This is a genomic window from Halobacillus sp. ABA4_118 (assembly GCF_056160205.1).
In genome coordinates, this window is sequence record NZ_JBSWWS010000001.1 from 2,073,504 (window position 1) to 2,091,314 (window position 17,811).

The 17,811-nt window shown below is 48.9% G+C and carries 16 protein-coding genes; all 16 read left to right on the forward strand.

Annotated elements, in window-relative coordinates; all coding sequences use genetic code 11:
• The first annotated feature begins 160 nt into the window (after positions 1 to 160).
• The 16 genes from ACXAGL_RS10315 to ACXAGL_RS10390 all read left to right on the forward strand — a co-directional run bounded on the left by ACXAGL_RS10315 (position 161) and on the right by ACXAGL_RS10390 (position 17,783).
• The gene (locus ACXAGL_RS10315) at positions 161 to 1,144 is read left to right on the forward strand and encodes a ring-cleaving dioxygenase (protein ID WP_474991084.1); all 984 of its coding nucleotides are present in this window, start codon (positions 161 to 163) and stop codon (positions 1,142 to 1,144) included.
• A gap of 106 nt (positions 1,145 to 1,250) precedes the next feature.
• A complete protein-coding gene (locus ACXAGL_RS10320) occupies positions 1,251 to 2,492 on the forward strand; it encodes a surface carbohydrate biosynthesis protein (protein ID WP_474991086.1) in 1,242 nt (413 codons plus the stop codon).
• A gap of 116 nt (positions 2,493 to 2,608) precedes the next feature.
• Entirely contained in the window at positions 2,609 to 3,607 is a 999-nt protein-coding gene (locus ACXAGL_RS10325) for an SDR family NAD(P)-dependent oxidoreductase (RefSeq protein ID WP_474967376.1), read from the forward strand.
• Positions 3,608 to 3,621: 14 nt separating this feature from the next.
• Positions 3,622 to 5,106 (forward strand): capsular polysaccharide export protein, LipB/KpsS family, encoded by a 1,485-nt coding sequence (locus tag ACXAGL_RS10330; RefSeq protein WP_474991088.1) that lies wholly within the window; start codon positions 3,622 to 3,624, stop codon positions 5,104 to 5,106.
• A gap of 83 nt (positions 5,107 to 5,189) precedes the next feature.
• On the forward strand, positions 5,190 to 6,131 hold the full coding sequence (locus ACXAGL_RS10335; protein WP_474992358.1) for a dTDP-glucose 4,6-dehydratase: 942 nt from the start codon (positions 5,190 to 5,192) through the stop codon (positions 6,129 to 6,131).
• A gap of 13 nt (positions 6,132 to 6,144) precedes the next feature.
• The gene (gene pseC / locus ACXAGL_RS10340) at positions 6,145 to 7,347 is read left to right on the forward strand and encodes a UDP-4-amino-4,6-dideoxy-N-acetyl-beta-L-altrosamine transaminase (RefSeq protein WP_474991090.1); all 1,203 of its coding nucleotides are present in this window, start codon (positions 6,145 to 6,147) and stop codon (positions 7,345 to 7,347) included.
• Entirely contained in the window at positions 7,344 to 8,405 is a 1,062-nt protein-coding gene (gene pseG, locus ACXAGL_RS10345; protein ID WP_474991092.1) for a UDP-2,4-diacetamido-2,4,6-trideoxy-beta-L-altropyranose hydrolase, read from the forward strand. Before pseC ends, pseG begins: the two co-directional genes overlap by 4 nt.
• Positions 8,406 to 8,414: 9 nt before the next feature.
• On the forward strand, positions 8,415 to 9,482 hold the full coding sequence (gene pseI / locus ACXAGL_RS10350; protein WP_474967380.1) for a pseudaminic acid synthase: 1,068 nt from the start codon (positions 8,415 to 8,417) through the stop codon (positions 9,480 to 9,482).
• Positions 9,479 to 10,222 carry a cytidylyltransferase domain-containing protein gene (locus tag ACXAGL_RS10355; protein WP_474967381.1) on the forward strand — a complete coding sequence of 248 codons (744 nt, stop codon included), beginning with the start codon at positions 9,479 to 9,481 and terminating at the stop codon, positions 10,220 to 10,222. The genes pseI and ACXAGL_RS10355 overlap by 4 nt, the downstream gene beginning before the upstream one ends.
• Complete coding sequence (gene pseH, locus ACXAGL_RS10360; protein ID WP_474967382.1) at positions 10,215 to 10,748, forward strand: UDP-4-amino-4,6-dideoxy-N-acetyl-beta-L-altrosamine N-acetyltransferase; 534 nt, start codon at positions 10,215 to 10,217, stop codon at positions 10,746 to 10,748. Before ACXAGL_RS10355 ends, pseH begins: the two co-directional genes overlap by 8 nt.
• Positions 10,749 to 10,766: 18 nt before the next feature.
• A complete protein-coding gene (locus ACXAGL_RS10365) occupies positions 10,767 to 11,003 on the forward strand; it encodes an acyl carrier protein (RefSeq protein WP_474967383.1) in 237 nt (78 codons plus the stop codon).
• On the forward strand, positions 11,000 to 12,244 hold the full coding sequence (locus tag ACXAGL_RS10370) for an ANL family adenylate-forming protein (protein ID WP_474991094.1): 1,245 nt from the start codon (positions 11,000 to 11,002) through the stop codon (positions 12,242 to 12,244). The genes ACXAGL_RS10365 and ACXAGL_RS10370 overlap by 4 nt, the downstream gene beginning before the upstream one ends.
• Positions 12,241 to 12,966 carry an SDR family NAD(P)-dependent oxidoreductase gene (locus ACXAGL_RS10375; protein ID WP_474991096.1) on the forward strand — a complete coding sequence of 242 codons (726 nt, stop codon included), beginning with the start codon at positions 12,241 to 12,243 and terminating at the stop codon, positions 12,964 to 12,966. The genes ACXAGL_RS10370 and ACXAGL_RS10375 overlap by 4 nt, the downstream gene beginning before the upstream one ends.
• Before the next feature lie 394 nt (positions 12,967 to 13,360).
• The gene (locus tag ACXAGL_RS10380) at positions 13,361 to 14,326 is read left to right on the forward strand and encodes an AAA family ATPase (RefSeq protein ID WP_474967386.1); all 966 of its coding nucleotides are present in this window, start codon (positions 13,361 to 13,363) and stop codon (positions 14,324 to 14,326) included.
• Positions 14,323 to 15,588: a DUF58 domain-containing protein gene (locus ACXAGL_RS10385; protein WP_474991098.1), complete on the forward strand. Its 1,266-nt coding sequence runs from the start codon at positions 14,323 to 14,325 to the stop codon at positions 15,586 to 15,588. The genes ACXAGL_RS10380 and ACXAGL_RS10385 overlap by 4 nt, the downstream gene beginning before the upstream one ends.
• Positions 15,588 to 17,783, forward strand: a complete 2,196-nt coding sequence (locus ACXAGL_RS10390) for a DUF4129 domain-containing transglutaminase family protein (protein WP_474991100.1) — start codon at positions 15,588 to 15,590, stop codon at positions 17,781 to 17,783. Before ACXAGL_RS10385 ends, ACXAGL_RS10390 begins: the two co-directional genes overlap by 1 nt.
• Positions 17,784 to 17,811: the final 28 nt, after the last annotated feature.

A 17,811-nucleotide genomic window follows, 5' to 3' on the forward strand; every position in this document is an offset into this window, starting at 1 on the left:
ACTTAAAGTCAATAGTTTTCCATAACTTTCTATATCTTATTTTATGAGCAGGACAAATGAGCTGAGAACAGCGGAGTTGACATTTTTAGATGAGGACGGTATATTTATCTTGAAACTGAGATAATATCAAAAGGATGAACAAATAAATGGAGGAATGGACATGAACGAACTGAAAGGGATTCACCATGTCACCGCGATTACGAGCAGTGCGGAAAAAAACTACGAATTCTTCACTTATGTACTTGGGATGCGCCTCGTGAAAAAGACTGTCAACCAGGATGATATTGAAACGTACCACTTGTTCTTTGCAGACGATCGGGGGAATCCCGGTACGGATATGACGTTTTTCGATTTCCCAGGCATTCCGAAAGGGTCCCACGGGACGAATGAAATTTCCACAACGTCGTTCCGGGTACCGAATGATGAGGCTCTGGACTACTGGGTTAAACGCTTTGAGCGGCTGGATGTGAAGCACAAGGGCATTCAGGAACGTTTTGGGAACAAGGTTCTTCCGTTTGTCGACTTTGACGACCAGTCGTATGAATTGATTTCTGATGAAAAAGACAATGGTGTGTCTGCCGGAATTCCTTGGCAGGCCGGGCCTGTACCGAACGAATATGCCATCACTGGATTAGGGCCGTTGTATGTCCGCGTAGATAAGGCGGATTACTTCAAGGACATGCTGCAGAAAGTGATGAATTTCCGTCAAACCGCTGAAGAAGGAGCCTTTACGAGGTTCGAAGTCGGAGAAGGTGGAAACGGAGCTGCGGTCATTGTTGAATACAACGCTGTCCTTCCAGATGCGCGTCAGGGGTATGGTACGGTACACCACGCTGCTTTCCGCGTCCATGACCGTGGGGCCCTCCAGGAATGGATTGATCACCTTCCGAAATTCGGTTTCCGCACGTCCGGTTTTGTCGACCGCCATTATTTCGGTTCTCTCTATGCGAAAGTAGCGCCTCAGATTTTGTTTGAGTTTGCGACCGACGGACCTGGATTTATGGGGGATGAGCCGTATGAAACCCTCGGTGAAATGCTCTCCCTCCCGCCGAAGCTGGTGCCGAAGCGTGAGGAGATCGAAAATTACGTGCGCCCGATTGATACCGTCAGAAGTACGAAGACGATTGAAAAAGAATATGAATGAATTACGGACCCTGGAGAGATGTTTTCCGGGGTCTTTTTTTCAGCATAGGAATCGAACGGGGCACATACGTATGTTTTATTCGCAGGTCTTGCAGGAGGTCAACGAAATGAAAAGCGGAAGTCGTAAGTGGCTGTATCTTCCGATTGAAACGAAAGTGAGAGAGCTGGATGCGAAGTTACTGCTTGCGTTTCATGCCATAAGTCAGGGGTATCACGTCGTGATTGGAGAGCATCAGATGGTGGAACAGGCAGCAGAAAAGCTGCCGCTTGGTATTTTCCTGGCCAAGGGTTATTCGAAAGGGTACGGCAGAAGAGTAGTGGAAAACATAGGGAGATGTCATCATAAGATTGTAGAACTGGATGAAGAGGGTTTTTTCATTCCCGACGCTCCGAAATACATCAGCCGGCGGATGAGGAAGGAGCATATTCGCGGACTCTCCCACGTGTGCTGCTGGGGGGAGCATCAAAAAAACATCCTGACAAAAGCTTATCCTCATATGGAAAAGAACTGTACCATTACCGGAAATCCCAGATTCGACCTGCTGAATGACATCTATAAAGAGCTGTACGCCTCGGATGTAGAAGTCATACAGGCGGATTTCGGCTCTTATATCCTCATGAATACCCGGTTTACGTTTTATAATCCGATCGGCGGGGTGAGAGATAACGTCCATCTGCCGGAAATGGAGAAAATAAAAAGGCTCTGCCATGCTTTTATCCAGCTCGCTCAGACGCTGAGCCGGGTCTATCCGGGAAAAAACATCATATTCCGTCCGCATCCCGGGGAAAGCCTCGACGTTTATAAGGAGGCGTTTAAAGGGTTCCGTAACATCCACATCCATAGGGAGCGTAGTGTGATTCATTGGATTCTCGGGGCGGATGCTGTCATTCATAACGGCTGTACAACCGGAATTGAAGGGGTTGTGCTGAGAAAACCGGTCATCGCCTACCAGCCTGTGATTCACTCCTCCGGCATGTTGGACTTTCCCGACAGGCTGAGTATCCAAGCGTTCACCGAGAACGAAGTCTTTCAAATCCTGCAGCATGCTGAAAAGCCTGAACTTCCTGATCAGTTCTTTCATTATTACAGTCATCCGGCCATCCCGTCCGCCTGCACGGCCATTCTGAACGTGTTGAACAACCAACAGGTCCCCCCTGCCCCTGTCCCCTCTTTAAAAAAACTGCGTTTCGTAAAAGACCGGCGGGAAAAAATGAAACGGTTCTTTCCATCTTTATCGACAGAAGAAATCGTACACTTTTATTCCCTTCTGAATAAGATTTCCAATAAAAACCTTCCTTATCGTATCCACCCTTTATCGGATCGGTTATATCTGCTTGAAAGCCTGTAACCAGGGACCGGAGCCGGCTCCTGGCTGGGTTTCTATCTATTATTTTCACCTTTCTATAAAAATAGCATATACATAAGCATGATCAGGTAGAAAGATATGAGGGAAGGAGAAAGAGAGTGTTTTATAAAAATAAGGGCATTCTGGTAATTGGTGGGACGGGCACAATTGGAAAGCGGATTGTGGCTGCCCTTTTGAATGAATCCCCCAAGTATATCAAGGTGTTGAGCCGTGATGAATATAAGCAGTATCAATTGGAAAAAGAATTGAAGTCCGATCCGCGGGTGCATTTTATTCTAGGAGACATCCGTCATTACGAAACAGTCTATGATGCAATGGAAAACGTAGATTACGTGTTTCACCTGGCCGCTATGAAGCATGTTCCTTTTTGTGAAAACAACCCGTATGAAGCGGTGCTTACCAACATAGCAGGAACACGGCACGTGGTGCGGGCAGCAAAGGCCCGTGGTGTCAAAAAGGTTGTGTTCACGAGTACAGATAAAGCGATTTCTCCGACGAATACGTATGGAGCCTCCAAGCTGATTGCTGAACGACTTCTTTTATCCTCCGAACAGCACAAATCAGAAGAAGGTACAATTTTTGCCAGTGTGCGTTTCGGAAATGTCATGGGGTCCAGAGGGTCTGTCATTCCACTGTTTGTTAAGCAGATGGTAGAGAAGAAGCGGATTACCGTGACGGATGATCGGATGTCGCGGTTCATGATGACGATTGACGAAGCCGCTTCCTTAACGATCCGCTCACTGACGAGAGCACAGGGGGGAGAAATTTTCGTCTTGAAAATGCCGGTCATTTCCCTGCAGGACCTCATTGAAGTGGTCCGGGAGGAAGTATGTCTTGCCTATGGCTTGGATACACATGAAATCACAGTTCAGGAGATAGGGTTAAGAGTTGGAGAAAAAATGTACGAAGAACTGATGACCTTTGAAGAATCGACGACAGCCTGGGAATTTGAAGATATGTACGTCATCCCGGGGGATAAACGGACCTCCTATCCGGATGCTGTCAGAACTCAAGTGGGAACGTACAGCTCAAGCGATCAGAAACCGGTCTCCAAAGAAGAGCTGCGCCGGATTGTGCAGAAGCAGAATTTAATTTAGGAAGGAAAGCGGCCATGGATATCATTGAACAAAAATACTGGTCCGTGTACCTGGACTTTCTGGATGATTTTCAATCCCTCCATTATAAAGGGCACAGCATCTCCTACCTTTGTTACTACAGAGGGCTGATCCAGAGCAATAAAGGACTGATGGAAATCTACCAGCAGAAGGGGTGGGTTTCTTTTGTTCGTAACCATGTCACGGATGTACGAGTCGTTCAGCAGCGTTTTGACGAGTACAAAGCGAGGTTTCAAAAGAAAAGGAATCAGGCAGTGAAAAAGAAGCTCGTGTTGTATGACGGGTATGGGCTTCTCAGGCTTCCAACTGCCACTTTATTGAGACTGAACCGGACCTTTGAAACGCTGTACATCGTCGATCGGGAAAACGGCCGGAAGAAAGGGGAGAAAAAGCCGAAGGTTAGGTCGCTGGGTGAAACGGTGTTAGTGAAGAGGCCGTCCGGTATGAAAAAAAGAGCAGCGAGCGTCCTTCCTCCTCGTTACTTTGACGAATATAAGGTGAATGTCCATAAAGAAGTGCTGCGTCTTCAAAAAGAAGCGAAAGTGATCCTTGCCCGTAAGAAAGCGGCCGGCCACCCGGTGTATGCCGTTCCTTACTTTGAAAAAGCATTGATGAATCAGATTGACCAGGTCGTTCATCGAGTGGAACAGATCGGGGCATTACTGCAGCGGGAAGGGGTAGGGTGTGTCATCGTCCCGTATTCGCAATATATGGAGTCGCGGATCTTTTCTATTTTAGGAGCTGCTTATCAGATACCTGTAGCCGCCCTGCAGCACGGCATCATTTCCGATGCATTCGGCTATCTTCCGTGCGTCACTGATTATAAGCTTGTCTTTGGACATTATGAGAAGCAATGGTTCCTATCCCGGGGGGTTCCGGAGAAGAAGATCGTTGTGATGGGACACCCGCGTTTTGATGAAGTGTACAAGGCGGCTCAGATCAACAAAGTAGGAATCAAACAGAATATAGGGCTTCCCATTCATAAGAAAAACCTTCTCATTGTTGTACGGAGCAACTATCAAATGAAAAAATGGGAGTCATTTTTGAAATCCCTTCCCCTGTCAAATCCGGTGAATCTCATCATCAAAGATTTCCCTGACCACACGCCCCATTACTTAACAAAAAAATTCCCGTCCACCTTCCATTCCAGGAACCAGCCGTTAAGTGACTTGATCCAGCTGTCTGATGCGGTCGTCAGTTACCACTCAACCGCCGGGCTTGAAGGCTTGATGGCCGGTAAGCCTGTATTTATCCTGAATAATAATTTTTATGGATACAGCGGATATTTTGATTCATTGGGACGTTTGAAACAGGATGACCCTGTCCGGCTTGCGGGCTTGGTCAATACTTTCCTTAAAGACGGCAGGGTATCTGCACACGATCAGTCCTTGATGCAGTCATTCACACAACGTACCTATCCGCTTGGGAACGGGGCGGAGGGGCGGCTTTCATCCTTTGTCACAGGGCTTCTGAAGAAGTGATGCCCTGTGATTTTTTTCATACATAACGGCACCTAGCAATATATGTATATAGGAATGCCGTTTTTAAAAGAGGAGGGAGCTTTCTGAACGTACTTGTTACAGGTGGAGCAGGGTTTATTGGTCGATGGGTCGTGAAGAAATTACTGGAAGACCAGCATAACGTCTGCGTCGTTGATAATTTGTCGAATGGGGACGTCGGAAACATCGAGGAGTTTCTTTCGCATAAACGTTTTAAAGCTTTTTATCATGATGATATACGTAAAGAAGATGTCATCGAACAGGTCGTCAACGATTCTGTGGATATCTGCTACCATCTAGCGGCAAGTATCAATGTCCAGGACAGCATTGATGATCCGCAGACCACATTCTATAACGATACGGTTGCGGCCTTTCATTTGCTGGAAAGCTGCAGAAAGCACAAGGTAAGACTTGTGTTCATGAGCACGTGTATGGTTTATGATCAAGCATCCAATCCCCAGGGGATTACCGAAAAGGACCCTGTCAAACCAGCTTCTCCCTATGCCGGTTCAAAAATTGCAGCAGAAAATATGGTGCTGTCCTACTTTCATGCCTATCAGATGCCTGTCACGATCGTACGCCCTTTCAACACGTATGGTCCTTTTCAAAAGACAGGAGGAGAGGGTGGTGTGGTTCCTATTTTCATAAAGAAAAAGCTGAATAAAGATCCGATCCAGATTTATGGAAACGGGGAGCAGACCCGTGATCTTTTATATGCAGAGGACTGTGCGCGGTTCGTTGTGGAGGCGGGTCTCCATGAAGAGGCGTTTGGGGAAATTTTGAATGCGGGTCTGGGCCGCGATGTGTCGATCAATCAGCTGGCTGAGCTGATTGCGGACGGCCGGACGTCCATTACTCATATCGAGCACATTCACCCGCAAAGTGAGATTTCCAAACTGTTGTGCGATTATTCCAAAGCCAAAAAGATCCTCGGCTGGGAACCTGAAGTAGATTTAGAGGAGGGAATCCGGCGGACAGAGGAATGGATCAAATCCAACCGTATGTAAAGGAGCTGGGCAGGTGGGAGGCAAGCTTGCTGTATTTGGAGGAAAGCCTGTACGTGATTCGTTTCTCCCTTATGGAAGACAGTGGATTTCCAAGGAAGATAAAGCAGCCGTTGAACGGGTTTTGAACAGTCCCTATTTAACGACAGGACCTGCCGTAGCCAGTTTTGAGAGAAAAACAGCTGCTTATACAGGGGCGGCGTATGCTGTTTCCTTTTCAAGTGGAACGGCAGCGCTGCATGCCGCCTGTTTTACTGCCGGCATCGGGAAGGGGGACGAAGTCATCACCTCCCCTCTCACCTTTGCCGCCAGTGCCAACTGTGTCTTGTACTGCGGAGGCACGCCGGTTTTTGCAGATGTAGACCCCCGCACGTATTTAATTACACCGGAAAGTATCGAAGCCGCTGTTACCGAGCGGACGAAAGCGGTCATTCCTGTAGATTTCACCGGACAGCCGGCTGATTATGAGGCCATCAGAAAAGTGGCGGACAAATACAATCTGCTCATCATCGAAGACGCCGCTCATGCTCTCGGGGCTTCCTATCACACACAGAAAGTCGGTGCTCTCAGTGATATGACGATGTTCAGCTTTCATCCCGTGAAACCAGTGACCACCGGAGAAGGCGGCATCATTACGACGAATGAGGAAAGCTGGTACAAAACGCTTCTTCAATTCCGTACCCATGGCATTACGAAGCATGCACCTGATTTTATACAAACACGCGATCCGTGGGAATATGAGATGCAGTTTCTCGGATTCAACTATCGGATGACCGATCTGCAGGCCGCTCTTGGGGAAAGCCAGCTGGACCGGCTGGATACGTTCACATCCATGAGGGAAGCTTATGCGGATTATTACAACAACGCCTTCAGGACCGTGAAGGGTGTAACGATCCCTTACCAGGAACAGGACCGGCGTTCGAGCTGGCATTTGTATATTCTTAAGCTTGATGAGGAGATGATCGGCCGTCGGAAAGAGATTTTTGAGGCATTGACAGCGGAGAACATCGGGGTAAACGTCCATTACATGCCTGTATATGAACAGCCGTACTATCAGGAAAACGGCTTTGATCAGGTCAGCTGCCCAACCGCAGAAAAGCTGTATCAGCAATTCCTCACCCTCCCGCTTTTTCCTGCCATGGACCAACAGGACCTGGATGATGTGATCGAAGCAGTCCGGAAGGTTTTGAATTATTACCGGGATGGGGCCGGCTCATGAGAGCAGCCATCCGTGTCGACGCATCGGTCCAGTGGGGGACCGGGCATATGATGCGCTGTCTGACTTTGGCCCAAGATCTTCGTGACCTTGGAGCCCATGTATTTTTTATATGCCGAAGCTGTCCGGAAAGTCTTGTGCAGGTGGCTGTGAACCAGTCTTTTTCTGTGTATAGGCTTGAGGACAGCGGAGAATTTTCTTATAAAAAGGATGCGGACCAGACGAAAGAGCTGCTTCAATCATGGGGACCCATCGACTGGCTGATTGTTGACCATTATCAACTGGACGCCGGATGGGAGGAAGAGGTGCGGCCGTTGGTGAAAGGACTGATGGTCATTGATGATCTGGCTGACCGGCGTCATGCCTGTGACGTGCTGCTGGACCAAAATATCTGCAGCAATCTTCATGAACGGTATACCCATTTGATCCCTTCGTCAGCTGTCCGTCTTCTGGGACCGGACTATCTTCTTTTAAGAAAGGAATTTCTCCAGGCAGGTAAGGAGCAGAGTGGAAACATCCATCATCTTCTCATCAGCTTCGGAGGCAGCGATCCTTCCGGTCAGACGTTGAAAGCGATTGAAGCTGTCCAGCATATGACAGATCTGACTGTGACCATCGTTGTCGGTGGAGCGAACGAGAAGGTGGAGGTCATTCGGAGGTACGTGTCCCGGTTTCCACACATGACCCTGCACGTACAGACCAGTCAAATGGCACGGCTGATGGAAGAGGCTGACCTCGTCATAGGAGCTGGCGGCTCATCCATCTGGGAGTGCTGCTATATGAATCTTCCAGTGATTGTCATTCAAACAGCTGCCAATCAGGCCGCCACCATCGCTGCTCTGAAAGAGAGAAAAGCCGTTTTCTATGTGGGAAAGGCTGTGGATGTGCCGGTGGACCGGTTGAAAAGGGCTGTTGAAAAGCTTGTCTGCAACCCAGCCGCCGCCCGGGAAATGGCCGGTCGATTTTCTCAAATCATGGATGGGTACCGCCCAGGACGTGTGGCGGCTTGTTTAATGAACTGGAATAACTCTCCTGACATACCGGGGAGGAAGAAGGGATAAGGTTCCCCCATGGAATTCAGCATTCAAGGCCGTCGCATCGGGAGCGGCCATCCACCGTTCATCATTGCGGAGATGTCAGGCAATCATAATCAATCGCTGGCAAAAGCCCTTACCATGGTCGACCATGCCGCCGCATGCGGGGTGGATGCTTTGAAAATACAAACGTATAAACCGGAGACGATGACGCTCTCCAGCAGCCGGCCGGATTTTACGATTAAGGACAAACAAAGCCAATGGGATGGAAAAAAGCTTTATGACTTGTATGAGGAAGCGAAAACCCCGTGGGAATGGCATGAGAAGGTGTTCAGCAGATGCCGGAAAGCGGGGATTATTGGTTTCAGCACTCCTTTTGATGAATCGGCAGTCGATTTCCTGGAAGCGTGTCACGTTCCGTTATATAAGATATCCTCCTTTGAAAATACAGATCTCTCTTTAATTGAAAAAGTCGTGAAAACAGGGAAACCGGTCATCATCTCGACCGGAATGGCGTCCTTAAGTGAGGTGGAGGATATAGTGAAAACGGTGAGGGGCAGTGGAGGCAGCCAGTTTGTCCTGCTGAAGTGCACAAGTACTTATCCGGCACCTCCCGGTCACTCGAACATCAGCACGATTCCGCATATGGCGCAGACATTTTCCTGCCCTGTCGGCCTCTCCGACCACACGCTCGGCATCGGTGCGGCCGTTGGAAGTGTGGCCCTGGGGGCGGCCGTCATTGAAAAGCATTTCGTGCTGAATCGGTCTGAAGGAGGCGTGGATGCTTCTTTTTCTCTGGAGCCCTCAGAAATGAAACAGCTGGTACTAGAATCGAAAAACGTGTGGCGGGCGATGGGGAGGATTTCGTACGGGGATACGCTGGAAGACGAAAGAGCGAGAAATTACCGGAGGTCTCTTTACATTTCGAAGGATGTAAAGGAAGGGGAGACTTTTACAGACGAGAATATTCGAGCGGTCCGTCCGGGCTACGGCCTGCTCCCGAAGTACAAAAGCGTCTTCCTTGGGAAGCAGGCGCCGTTTGCCATCTCCAAAGGCACTCCGTTGAGCTGGGATATGCTTACGGGAAGGCGGAATGATGTATGAACGTTGTAGCGGTCATCCAAGCGAGAATGGGCTCCACACGACTGCCTGGGAAAGTGCTGAAAATGGCAGCAGGAAAACCTCTCCTGCAGTACCAGATTGAACGTGTCCAACGGGCATCCTCTATCGATCAGCTCGTCGTGAGTACGACGGTTCAACCTGGTGATGACCCGATTGAACACTTGTGCAGCCAGCTTGGAACGGCCTGTTTCAGAGGATCGGAAAAGGATGTATTGGAACGCTTTTATTTGACGGCCTCCCACTATCAGGCAGACGTCGTGATCCGGCTTACCGGGGACTGTCCGCTGATGGACCCTGCCGTTGTTGATGAGGTTACCGCTCTCTTCCTCCATCACTATCCGAAGTATCCGTATGTATCCAATACAAAATTCCGGACGTATCCAAGAGGGATGGATATCGAAGTATTTACATTCGAAGCTCTCTATCATTCTCACTTGATCGCAGATGACAGCTGCACACGCGAGCATGTGACAACAAAAATGATCCGCGATACCCGCCCGTTCAAACACAATCACCTCTTGTATAAGAGAGATGAAAGCAGACACCGATGGACGGTGGACACCATAGAAGATTTTCAGCTGGTTGCAAAGATCCTTGAACATCTCTACCCAAAGAATCCCCGTTTTACTTTGGAGGATGCGCTCGCCTTGTTGGACGCCCACCCCGAATGGGCGGAAATCAACCATCATATCCAGCAGAAAAAGGAGGAGACGGATGATTGAATTCGAGAGATTGAAAGAATCCCATCTCGATCTGGTGTTACAGTGGAGAACCTCCTCCTTCGTCACACGGTACATGTATACAGATATAGAGGCGGACCGAAGCAGACATCAGGCCTGGTTCGAATCGGTCTCCCAATCCGACACGGACCTCTACTGGGTGGCTGTGATCGATGCGGTGCCTGTCGGTGTGCTTTCTCTAAGTGACATCCACCCTGTCCATAAACGGGCCGTTTTCGGTTATTACATAGGTGAGGAAAAATACCGGATTTATGGTGGAATCCTTCCTCTCTATCTATATAACCACGTTTTCAGCAATCTTTCTTTGAATAAGCTGACAGCAGAGGTGATGGAGGGGAACGACAAGGTGGTGAAGCTCAATACCTTCCATGGATTTCGTATGGTCGGCACTCGTAAAAATCACGTGATCAAGCATGGGAAAAGCCATGACGTCCACCTGATGGAGCTTCATAAATCCGACTGGGAGAAGAAGAGCCGTCTATTTAAGAAATATACCGCACCCTTTTGACAAGGAGGAGGAGGAAACGTGGAGGATCAATTGATTGTGATTGTTAATGACATGCGTAAAGATAATGGCCTGCCACCGTTGAAACGACTGGATGCCGGTCAGCATCTCAGGGATGATTTGAACATGGACTCCTTGATGCTCGCTGAATTGACAGTCCGGGTGGAGAGTGAATTCGACGTAGATATCTTTGAGGATGGCCTTGTTGAAACGGTTGGAGACGTCATCAGGAAAATCGAAGGGCACCAGCGTCCATGAAGCATCTTTTTCTCGCTTCCAAAGGACATCAGTATACGTACGAGGAGCTCCTTAAGGATGTGGGCAGCAGGAAAATGGCGTGTTCCAGAATTTTTGTGAAAGGGAACGAACCGTATCAGATTTTCGCAGCGATTGTCCATAGTCTGTGGCTCGATTATCCGGTAGAGCTGTTGGACGGAGATTTTTCTGATGAAGAATTGAAAAAAATGGGAATCCAAACCTCTGACCTCCAGCCGGCTTTAATGGAAAGTCTTCCTGAGCATCCTCCGTCTCATGAGGACGTAACGACCCGTCTTCACCCAAAAAACTGGACCTTGTCCTTGTATACATCAGGAACAACCGGCCGGCCGAAAAAAGTCACTCATCGGTATGAGTCGTTAACACGGCAGGTGAAAACCGGCAGTCACTGGGAGGACCATGTGTGGGGGTTTGCCTATAACCCTACACACATGGCCGGTCTGCAGGTCTTTTTTCAAGCCTTCTGCAATAAAAATCCGATGATCTATGTGTTCAATGAAGAGCAGAAACGGCTGCCTGATTTGATTGAGCCATATCAAATGACGCATCTGTCCGCCACAGCTACCTACTATCGCAATATATTCCCCAGGCTTCAGTCGAAGACCTATCCGTCCGTCAGGCGGATCACATTTGGCGGCGAAGGGTTTGATGAACGATTGTCGGAGAGGATGAAGCAGGTTTTCCCGCATGCCCGGATCAGGAATGTGTATGCCTCGACAGAAGCAGGAAGTGTATTTGCTGGAAACGGCCGCACCTTTACTATATCCTCCTCCATAAAAGACTTAGTGAAAATCAATGAAAACCAGGAACTGCTCATCCATCAGTCGCTGGTCGGTACATTGGAAAACGCAGAAGTCGGCGGCGAATGGTTGAATACCGGAGATGTTGTACAGGAGGTCGGGGCAGATCAATTTGTTTTTGTATCCAGGAATTCTGATTTTATTAATGTCGGGGGGTACAGGGTGAATCCGTTGGAAGTCGAAGCTGTGCTGACAGCGGTCCCGGGAGTAGAGGATGCATTGGTGAAAGGGAAGAAAAATAGTGTAACAGGAAACCTGCTTACCGCTGATATCGTAAAGGCGGCAGACGCCGAAGAGGATCAAGTGAAGAAAGCGGTCCGGGAGCACGCCTCACGCATCCTGCAGCCGTGGAAAGTACCGAGGATTCTTGCGTTTGTCGAAGCCATTCCGAAAACGCGCACAGGAAAGAAGGTCAGAGAATGAAGTGGGTCATTGTCACCGGTGAATCCAGAGGCGTGGGAAAGGCTGTTGCCAGAGAAATTTTAATGGAAGGAACGTATGGGGTCATCGGCATCAGCCGGTCGAAAGGGGCCGAAGTCGAAGATCTGAAACAGCTGGGAGGGGAGCGTTTTGTCCACCTTACCTACGATTTAGAAAACGTGGAAGGGATCAAATCGTTATACCTGCAGCAGCTGAAACCGCTCGGGGTCATTCATGGGTTTGTGAACAATTCCGCCACTGCCTATGATGACATTATTTCCAATCTCCGTGTCGATCCGCTTGAGAAGATGTTCCGAATCAACGTACTGAGTCCCATGCACCTGACTAAATATGTGATCCGGGATATGCTGTTGAACAAAACGGAAGGATCGATCGTTCACATTTCCTCCATCAGTGCCCACACCGGATACAAAGGATTAAGCATGTACGCATCTACAAAAGGGGCCATCGAAGCGTTCTCGAAAAATACGGCGCGGGAATGGGGGGCACGGGGCATCCGTTCCAACTGTGTGATCCCTGGATTTATGGATACGGCCATGAGTGCGACTTTAACGGAGGAACAGAAGGAGAGAATTTACAAACGAAATGCGATGAAGAAGGAAACCGGGATTGCCAGTGTCGTACGCACCGTTCTTTTTCTTTTATCCGACCAGTCCTCTTCGATCACGGGAACAGGTATACATGTAGATAATGGAACGATATAAAAAACCGCAGATCCTCTGGATCTGCGGTTTTTTGGCTGGGGCTGCTAAACCCATAAGTAAGCCCCAGCTGAATGCTGGAGCCTCCGCCACCTATACCTATACAAACGTTCGTCTCTTATGTTCTTTTATATCTCTACTTCAGATGGCTCAAACTAAAGATACCATATTAAGGATGATAAGTTAACTAAATTGTCGGAAAAAATCATAGGTCTTTAGATTCATTTTATTACTTATATAACTTTTTTTAACTTTTGTTAAAAAGGGTGAAGAACCCTTTAATGCCTGATATACCCATCAGCTTCTTTCCTTTGTTCCATAGATAGGGATATAGTATAGTGGAAATGAGCGTGATAATTCTGAAAAATAGTGCGTCAGGGAGGAAGGGGTCCATCAAATGTCTCAACAAACGTTTCTCTATCAGCCGAAAGTAACCGAGGTACTTAACAATATTAGAAAAGTGATGATTGGAAAGGAAGAAGCAGCGCTTTTAAGCGTTGTGGCCCTGCTGGCAAAGGGACATGTTCTGCTTGAGGATGTTCCTGGAGTAGGGAAGACGATGCTTGTCAAAACGCTTGCGAAATCCTTGGATTGTGATTTTAAGAGAATTCAATTCACACCGGATCTGCTGCCGTCAGATGTGACCGGTGTTTCCATTTATAACCCGAAGACATTGGAGTTCGAGTTCCGTCCAGGCCCTATTCTCGGAAACATCGTCCTGGCCGATGAAATCAACCGGACGTCTCCGAAGACGCAGTCCGCGCTGTTGGAAGGGATGGAGGAGACGAGCATTACCGTGGATGGGAGTACCGTCCAGCTTGGGGAGCCCTTCTTTGTCATGGCAACCCAGAATCCTATCGAGTATGAAGGAACCTATCCGCTGCCGGAAGCGCAGCTGGACCGTTTTCTTTTGAAAATGGAGATGGGCTACCCTACAGCGAAGCAGGAAATGGAAATGCTTGCCCGTACGTCGAACAGTCATCCGATCGAAGAAATCTCGGCTGTAATAACAAGGGAAGAACTGGTGGAGCTTCAAAAGGAAACCGCCCAGGTCTATGTGGACCGTTCTGTTCACCGTTATATCGTAGAACTTGTCACAGGCACACGTGATCATGAAGGAGTCTACTTAGGCGTGAGTCCGAGGGGATCAATTTCTTTGATGAAAGCGGCCAAAGCCTATGCGTTCGTCCATGATCGCGATTATGTGCTCCCGGACGATGTGCAGTTCATGGCTCCGTATGTGCTCGGCCACCGGATGATTTTAACGTCTGAAGCGAGGTTTGAAGGGAAGACGTCCGCCTCTATCATTGAGGAGCTCCTCACGGCTACTTCCATCCCGGTGAAAAGGACGACCGGGGAATGAAGCAGACGTTCAGCCTTGCCGGCAAAGGGGCTGTCGTCGTTCTGTTGTTTGCGGCCCTGTTCTCGTATGCGATGTTTCAAGGCGGATTTGTCAGCTGGTTTCTTTTTTATGCGTTTTTCCCGTTCCTTCTTTATATGATCGGTGTGCTCGTGTATCCGATCCGTAAGTGGGAGGTTGAGCACCAGTTGTCCAGGCGTTATGCCCTTGGCGGGGAAACCGTGGAAGTGGAGGTGACGCTGAAGCGGCGGTTCCCATTCCCTGTTTATTACTGTGTCATTGAAGAATATCTTCCGGCATCCTTGAAAAAGGTGGATGAACACTTGGAGAAATACAAGGATATGACGAAAACAGAAACGTATCATGAACAGCGGAATATCAAGAAAGTCGTCTTTCCGTGGTTCAGCCGGAGGATTTCGTACCGCTACGAACTTCAAAAAGTCCCGCGCGGTGCCCATGCCTTCAAGGCGATCCGCGTGAAAACGGGCGACTTCTTCGGATTTGTAAAAAAAGAACAGGTGTACAAGCATACGAATGAACTTCTCGTGTTTCCATACGTCCGTCCGGTAAAAATGAAGGACCGGGTCTACAGCTTTGAGCAGGGGACAAGTCCTTCCTTTAAACTCAATGAGAAAAATACCAATATCGTCACGGGTGTCCGGGAATACATGCCGGGTGACCGCTTTGCCTGGGTGGATTGGAAAACGACGGCGAAGAAAAACGAAATGATGACAAAAGAATTCGAACAGGAAAAAAGCGTGGAAATGCTGATGATCTTAAATACAGGCGCCCATTCGGATATGGACATTTTGAGCTTTGAAGGAGCGGTCGAATTTTCAGCGTCGCTTGTGAAGGAGTTTCACCAGCAGTCTTCCCCGCTGTCATTCATGACGCTTGGGGAAGACCGCCGGTATTTCCCCTATCACCAGGACCCGGCCCGCCAGCAGCAGATCCAGGGGCATCTGGCCCGGGTAAGGCCGGTGGGTCGGCAGCCGTTTGCCAGTCAGCTTGAGCGCGAACGCCCGTCTGTGCCGAGCGGTGTTCTCTTGATGGTGGTCAGCCATCAGCTGGACCAGGATGTTCAGGCGGCGCTTTCGAAATTGGCGAAGAAAAGCAAGCGGCTCGTCTTTTTTTATGTCCGCCCGCATGAACGGCTGACCTTTCAGGACCACCAGCTTACCAAGCAGCTGAAAAGCCGTGGTGTGGTGGTCAATCTCTTATCCGAAGAGCAGATGACACAAAAGGAATTCGAGGTGAACACGTAATGCAGGACCGTCATTCAACCATTTACCGGATGATCCTCTACGGCATCGGTTTTCTTTTGTTCTGTGAATGGCTCCGGCCGCTTGAAATGATTTCCCAGACGGATGACGTCCGGATTTTCTTTATTTTTGCGGCGTTTTGTTTTTTTGTTTCCTTTTTACAAGTCCCCTGGTATCTATCCATGCCGTTAAAAGGACTGGGTGTGGCCTTTATTCTGGACGGACTGTACATCGGGGAACTGATTTTTTCCCCGGGGTGGTTCGCCGTTCTTATCGAGCAGGTCACCTTCAATATTCAGATGATCAGTAGTCAGGAATGGTGGCAGATGACGCCGCTTTTCCGCAGCCTGCTGTTCCTGATTTTACTGTGGCTTATGAGCTACCTTCTTTACTACTGGTTCGTAGTTGCGCGCCGCATGTTCTTTTTCGTGCTTTTGACGATTCTTTTCGTTGCCATTGTTGATACATTCACGGTTTATGATGGCAGCTGGGCGATTATCCGGACCTTTATGATCGGTATGGCGGCGCTCGGACTGTCGAGTTTTGCGAAAGAAATGGATAAGGAATCCATTGTATTCAAAGGGCTTCATAAAGCCAATGTCTGGCTGTTTCCCTTGATTGGAGTCATTTTGTTTTCTTCCGCAGCCGCTTATGCGTCTCCCAAGTTTGCTCCACAGTGGCCGGATCCGGTTCCATACTTGGAAAGTGCCGCAGGAGGGACAGGGGCCGGAGGAGGACGGACAATCCAGAAGGTCGGGTATGGCGAGGATGACAGCCAGCTTGGCGGATCGTTTGTGCAGGATGATACGCCGATCTTCACAGCGACCGTGGATGGGGACCGCTACTGGCGGATTGAATCGAAGGATACGTATACAGGAAAAGGCTGGACAGATACGTTGGAGCAGCCGGTCATGACGACGGACCCTTATGATATTCCATTCTCCACGTTCACTGAAGAAGTGGAAACAGAAACGCAGAGCGCGCAGATTGAAATGACGAGGTTCGCTTCGTTTAGAAAACTGGTTTATCCCTACGGTCTTACATCCGTCGGGAATTTAGATGGGGAGTACAACCTCCGCGTTCACAATAACACGGGGGAGATGGATACGTACCAGGGGGATGCTCCTGCGAAAATCAGTACAGCTGAATTGACGTATGAGTTTCCTTCTTTTGAATACAGCCAGCTTCGTGAATCCGGGAATAATGATCCAGAGGAAATCAGGGATCAATACCTGCAGCTCCCGGAGAATCTGCCGGAGCGCGTCCGCAATCTGGCTTCCCAGATTGTCGAGGGAGAGGACAACCGGTATGATCAGGCAAAGGCCGTGGAGCGTTACTTTTCAGCCAACGGCTTTGAATATTCAACGACGGATGTTCCGGTTCCGGGCGATGACGAAGACTATGTCGATCAATTTTTGTTTGAATCCCAGATTGGATACTGTGACAACTACTCGACATCCATGGTTGTCCTTCTCCGCTCAGAAGGGATCCCGGCGCGCTGGGTCAAAGGCTTTACAGGCGGTGAGCGGATCGATTCTGTGGAAAATGAAGAAGGAGACGGCGTCCAGAACGTGTACGAAGTCACGAGTGGAAATGCGCACTCCTGGGTGGAAGTGTATTTTCCTGACGTTGGCTGGGTTCCTTTTGAACCGACACAGGGCTTCAGTAACAATGCTGATTTTTACACCGATGTCGATGTGGAAGAGACCGAAGAAGATCCGGCAGCAGGTGCTGAAGACGATACGCAGGATGAAACGATGGGGAATCCTCAGCAGGTGGAGGAGGAAGATGAAGCCTCCGGAAATGCGGATGCAGCCTCTTCTTCTGGATCGACGACCTTTACGGCAGTCCTCACAGGTACCGTCCTTTTGGCGGCTGGTATTCTGCTTTATGTCACCCGCTACCGCTGGATGGCCGCGCTTCTGATCCGCCGCTACCGTCGTAGTGAAGACGAAGAGACGTATGAGAAGGCTTACCACTTCCTTTTGAAAGTGCTGAATCATAAAGGGTTGAAACGGAAGCCTGATCAAACACTCCGTGATTACGCCTTGAAAGTGGACCAGCATTTTCAATCCAATGAAATGCAGCGGTTGACGAATAATTATGAGCGTGTGATCTATGGAAATGAATCCGAGAAGGACCAGTGGCAGAAAGTAACGGAATTATGGGAAAATTTAATTAAAAAGACATTGTCTTGATTCCTTGGAAGACGGTTGATAGAATAAG

Bases quoted from the DNA above. Each gene is read 5' to 3' on its own strand.
- pseI (WP_474967380.1), top strand. From the start codon at position 8,415: ATGGAATTCAGCATTCAAGGCCGTCGCATCGGGAGCGGCCATCCACCG.
- ACXAGL_RS10315 (WP_474991084.1), top strand. From the start codon at position 161: ATGAACGAACTGAAAGGGATTCACCATGTCACCGCGATTACGAGCAGT.
- ACXAGL_RS10385 (WP_474991098.1), top strand. From the start codon at position 14,323: ATGAAGCAGACGTTCAGCCTTGCCGGCAAAGGGGCTGTCGTCGTTCTG.
- ACXAGL_RS10370 (WP_474991094.1), top strand. From the start codon at position 11,000: ATGAAGCATCTTTTTCTCGCTTCCAAAGGACATCAGTATACGTACGAG.
- ACXAGL_RS10330 (WP_474991088.1), top strand. From the start codon at position 3,622: ATGGATATCATTGAACAAAAATACTGGTCCGTGTACCTGGACTTTCTG.
- ACXAGL_RS10355 (WP_474967381.1), top strand. From the start codon at position 9,479: ATGAACGTTGTAGCGGTCATCCAAGCGAGAATGGGCTCCACACGACTG.
- pseG (WP_474991092.1), top strand. From the start codon at position 7,344: ATGAGAGCAGCCATCCGTGTCGACGCATCGGTCCAGTGGGGGACCGGG.
- ACXAGL_RS10320 (WP_474991086.1), top strand. From the start codon at position 1,251: ATGAAAAGCGGAAGTCGTAAGTGGCTGTATCTTCCGATTGAAACGAAA.
- ACXAGL_RS10380 (WP_474967386.1), top strand. From the start codon at position 13,361: ATGTCTCAACAAACGTTTCTCTATCAGCCGAAAGTAACCGAGGTACTT.
- ACXAGL_RS10390 (WP_474991100.1), top strand. From the start codon at position 15,588: ATGCAGGACCGTCATTCAACCATTTACCGGATGATCCTCTACGGCATC.
- pseH (WP_474967382.1), top strand. From the start codon at position 10,215: ATGATTGAATTCGAGAGATTGAAAGAATCCCATCTCGATCTGGTGTTA.
- ACXAGL_RS10375 (WP_474991096.1), top strand. From the start codon at position 12,241: ATGAAGTGGGTCATTGTCACCGGTGAATCCAGAGGCGTGGGAAAGGCT.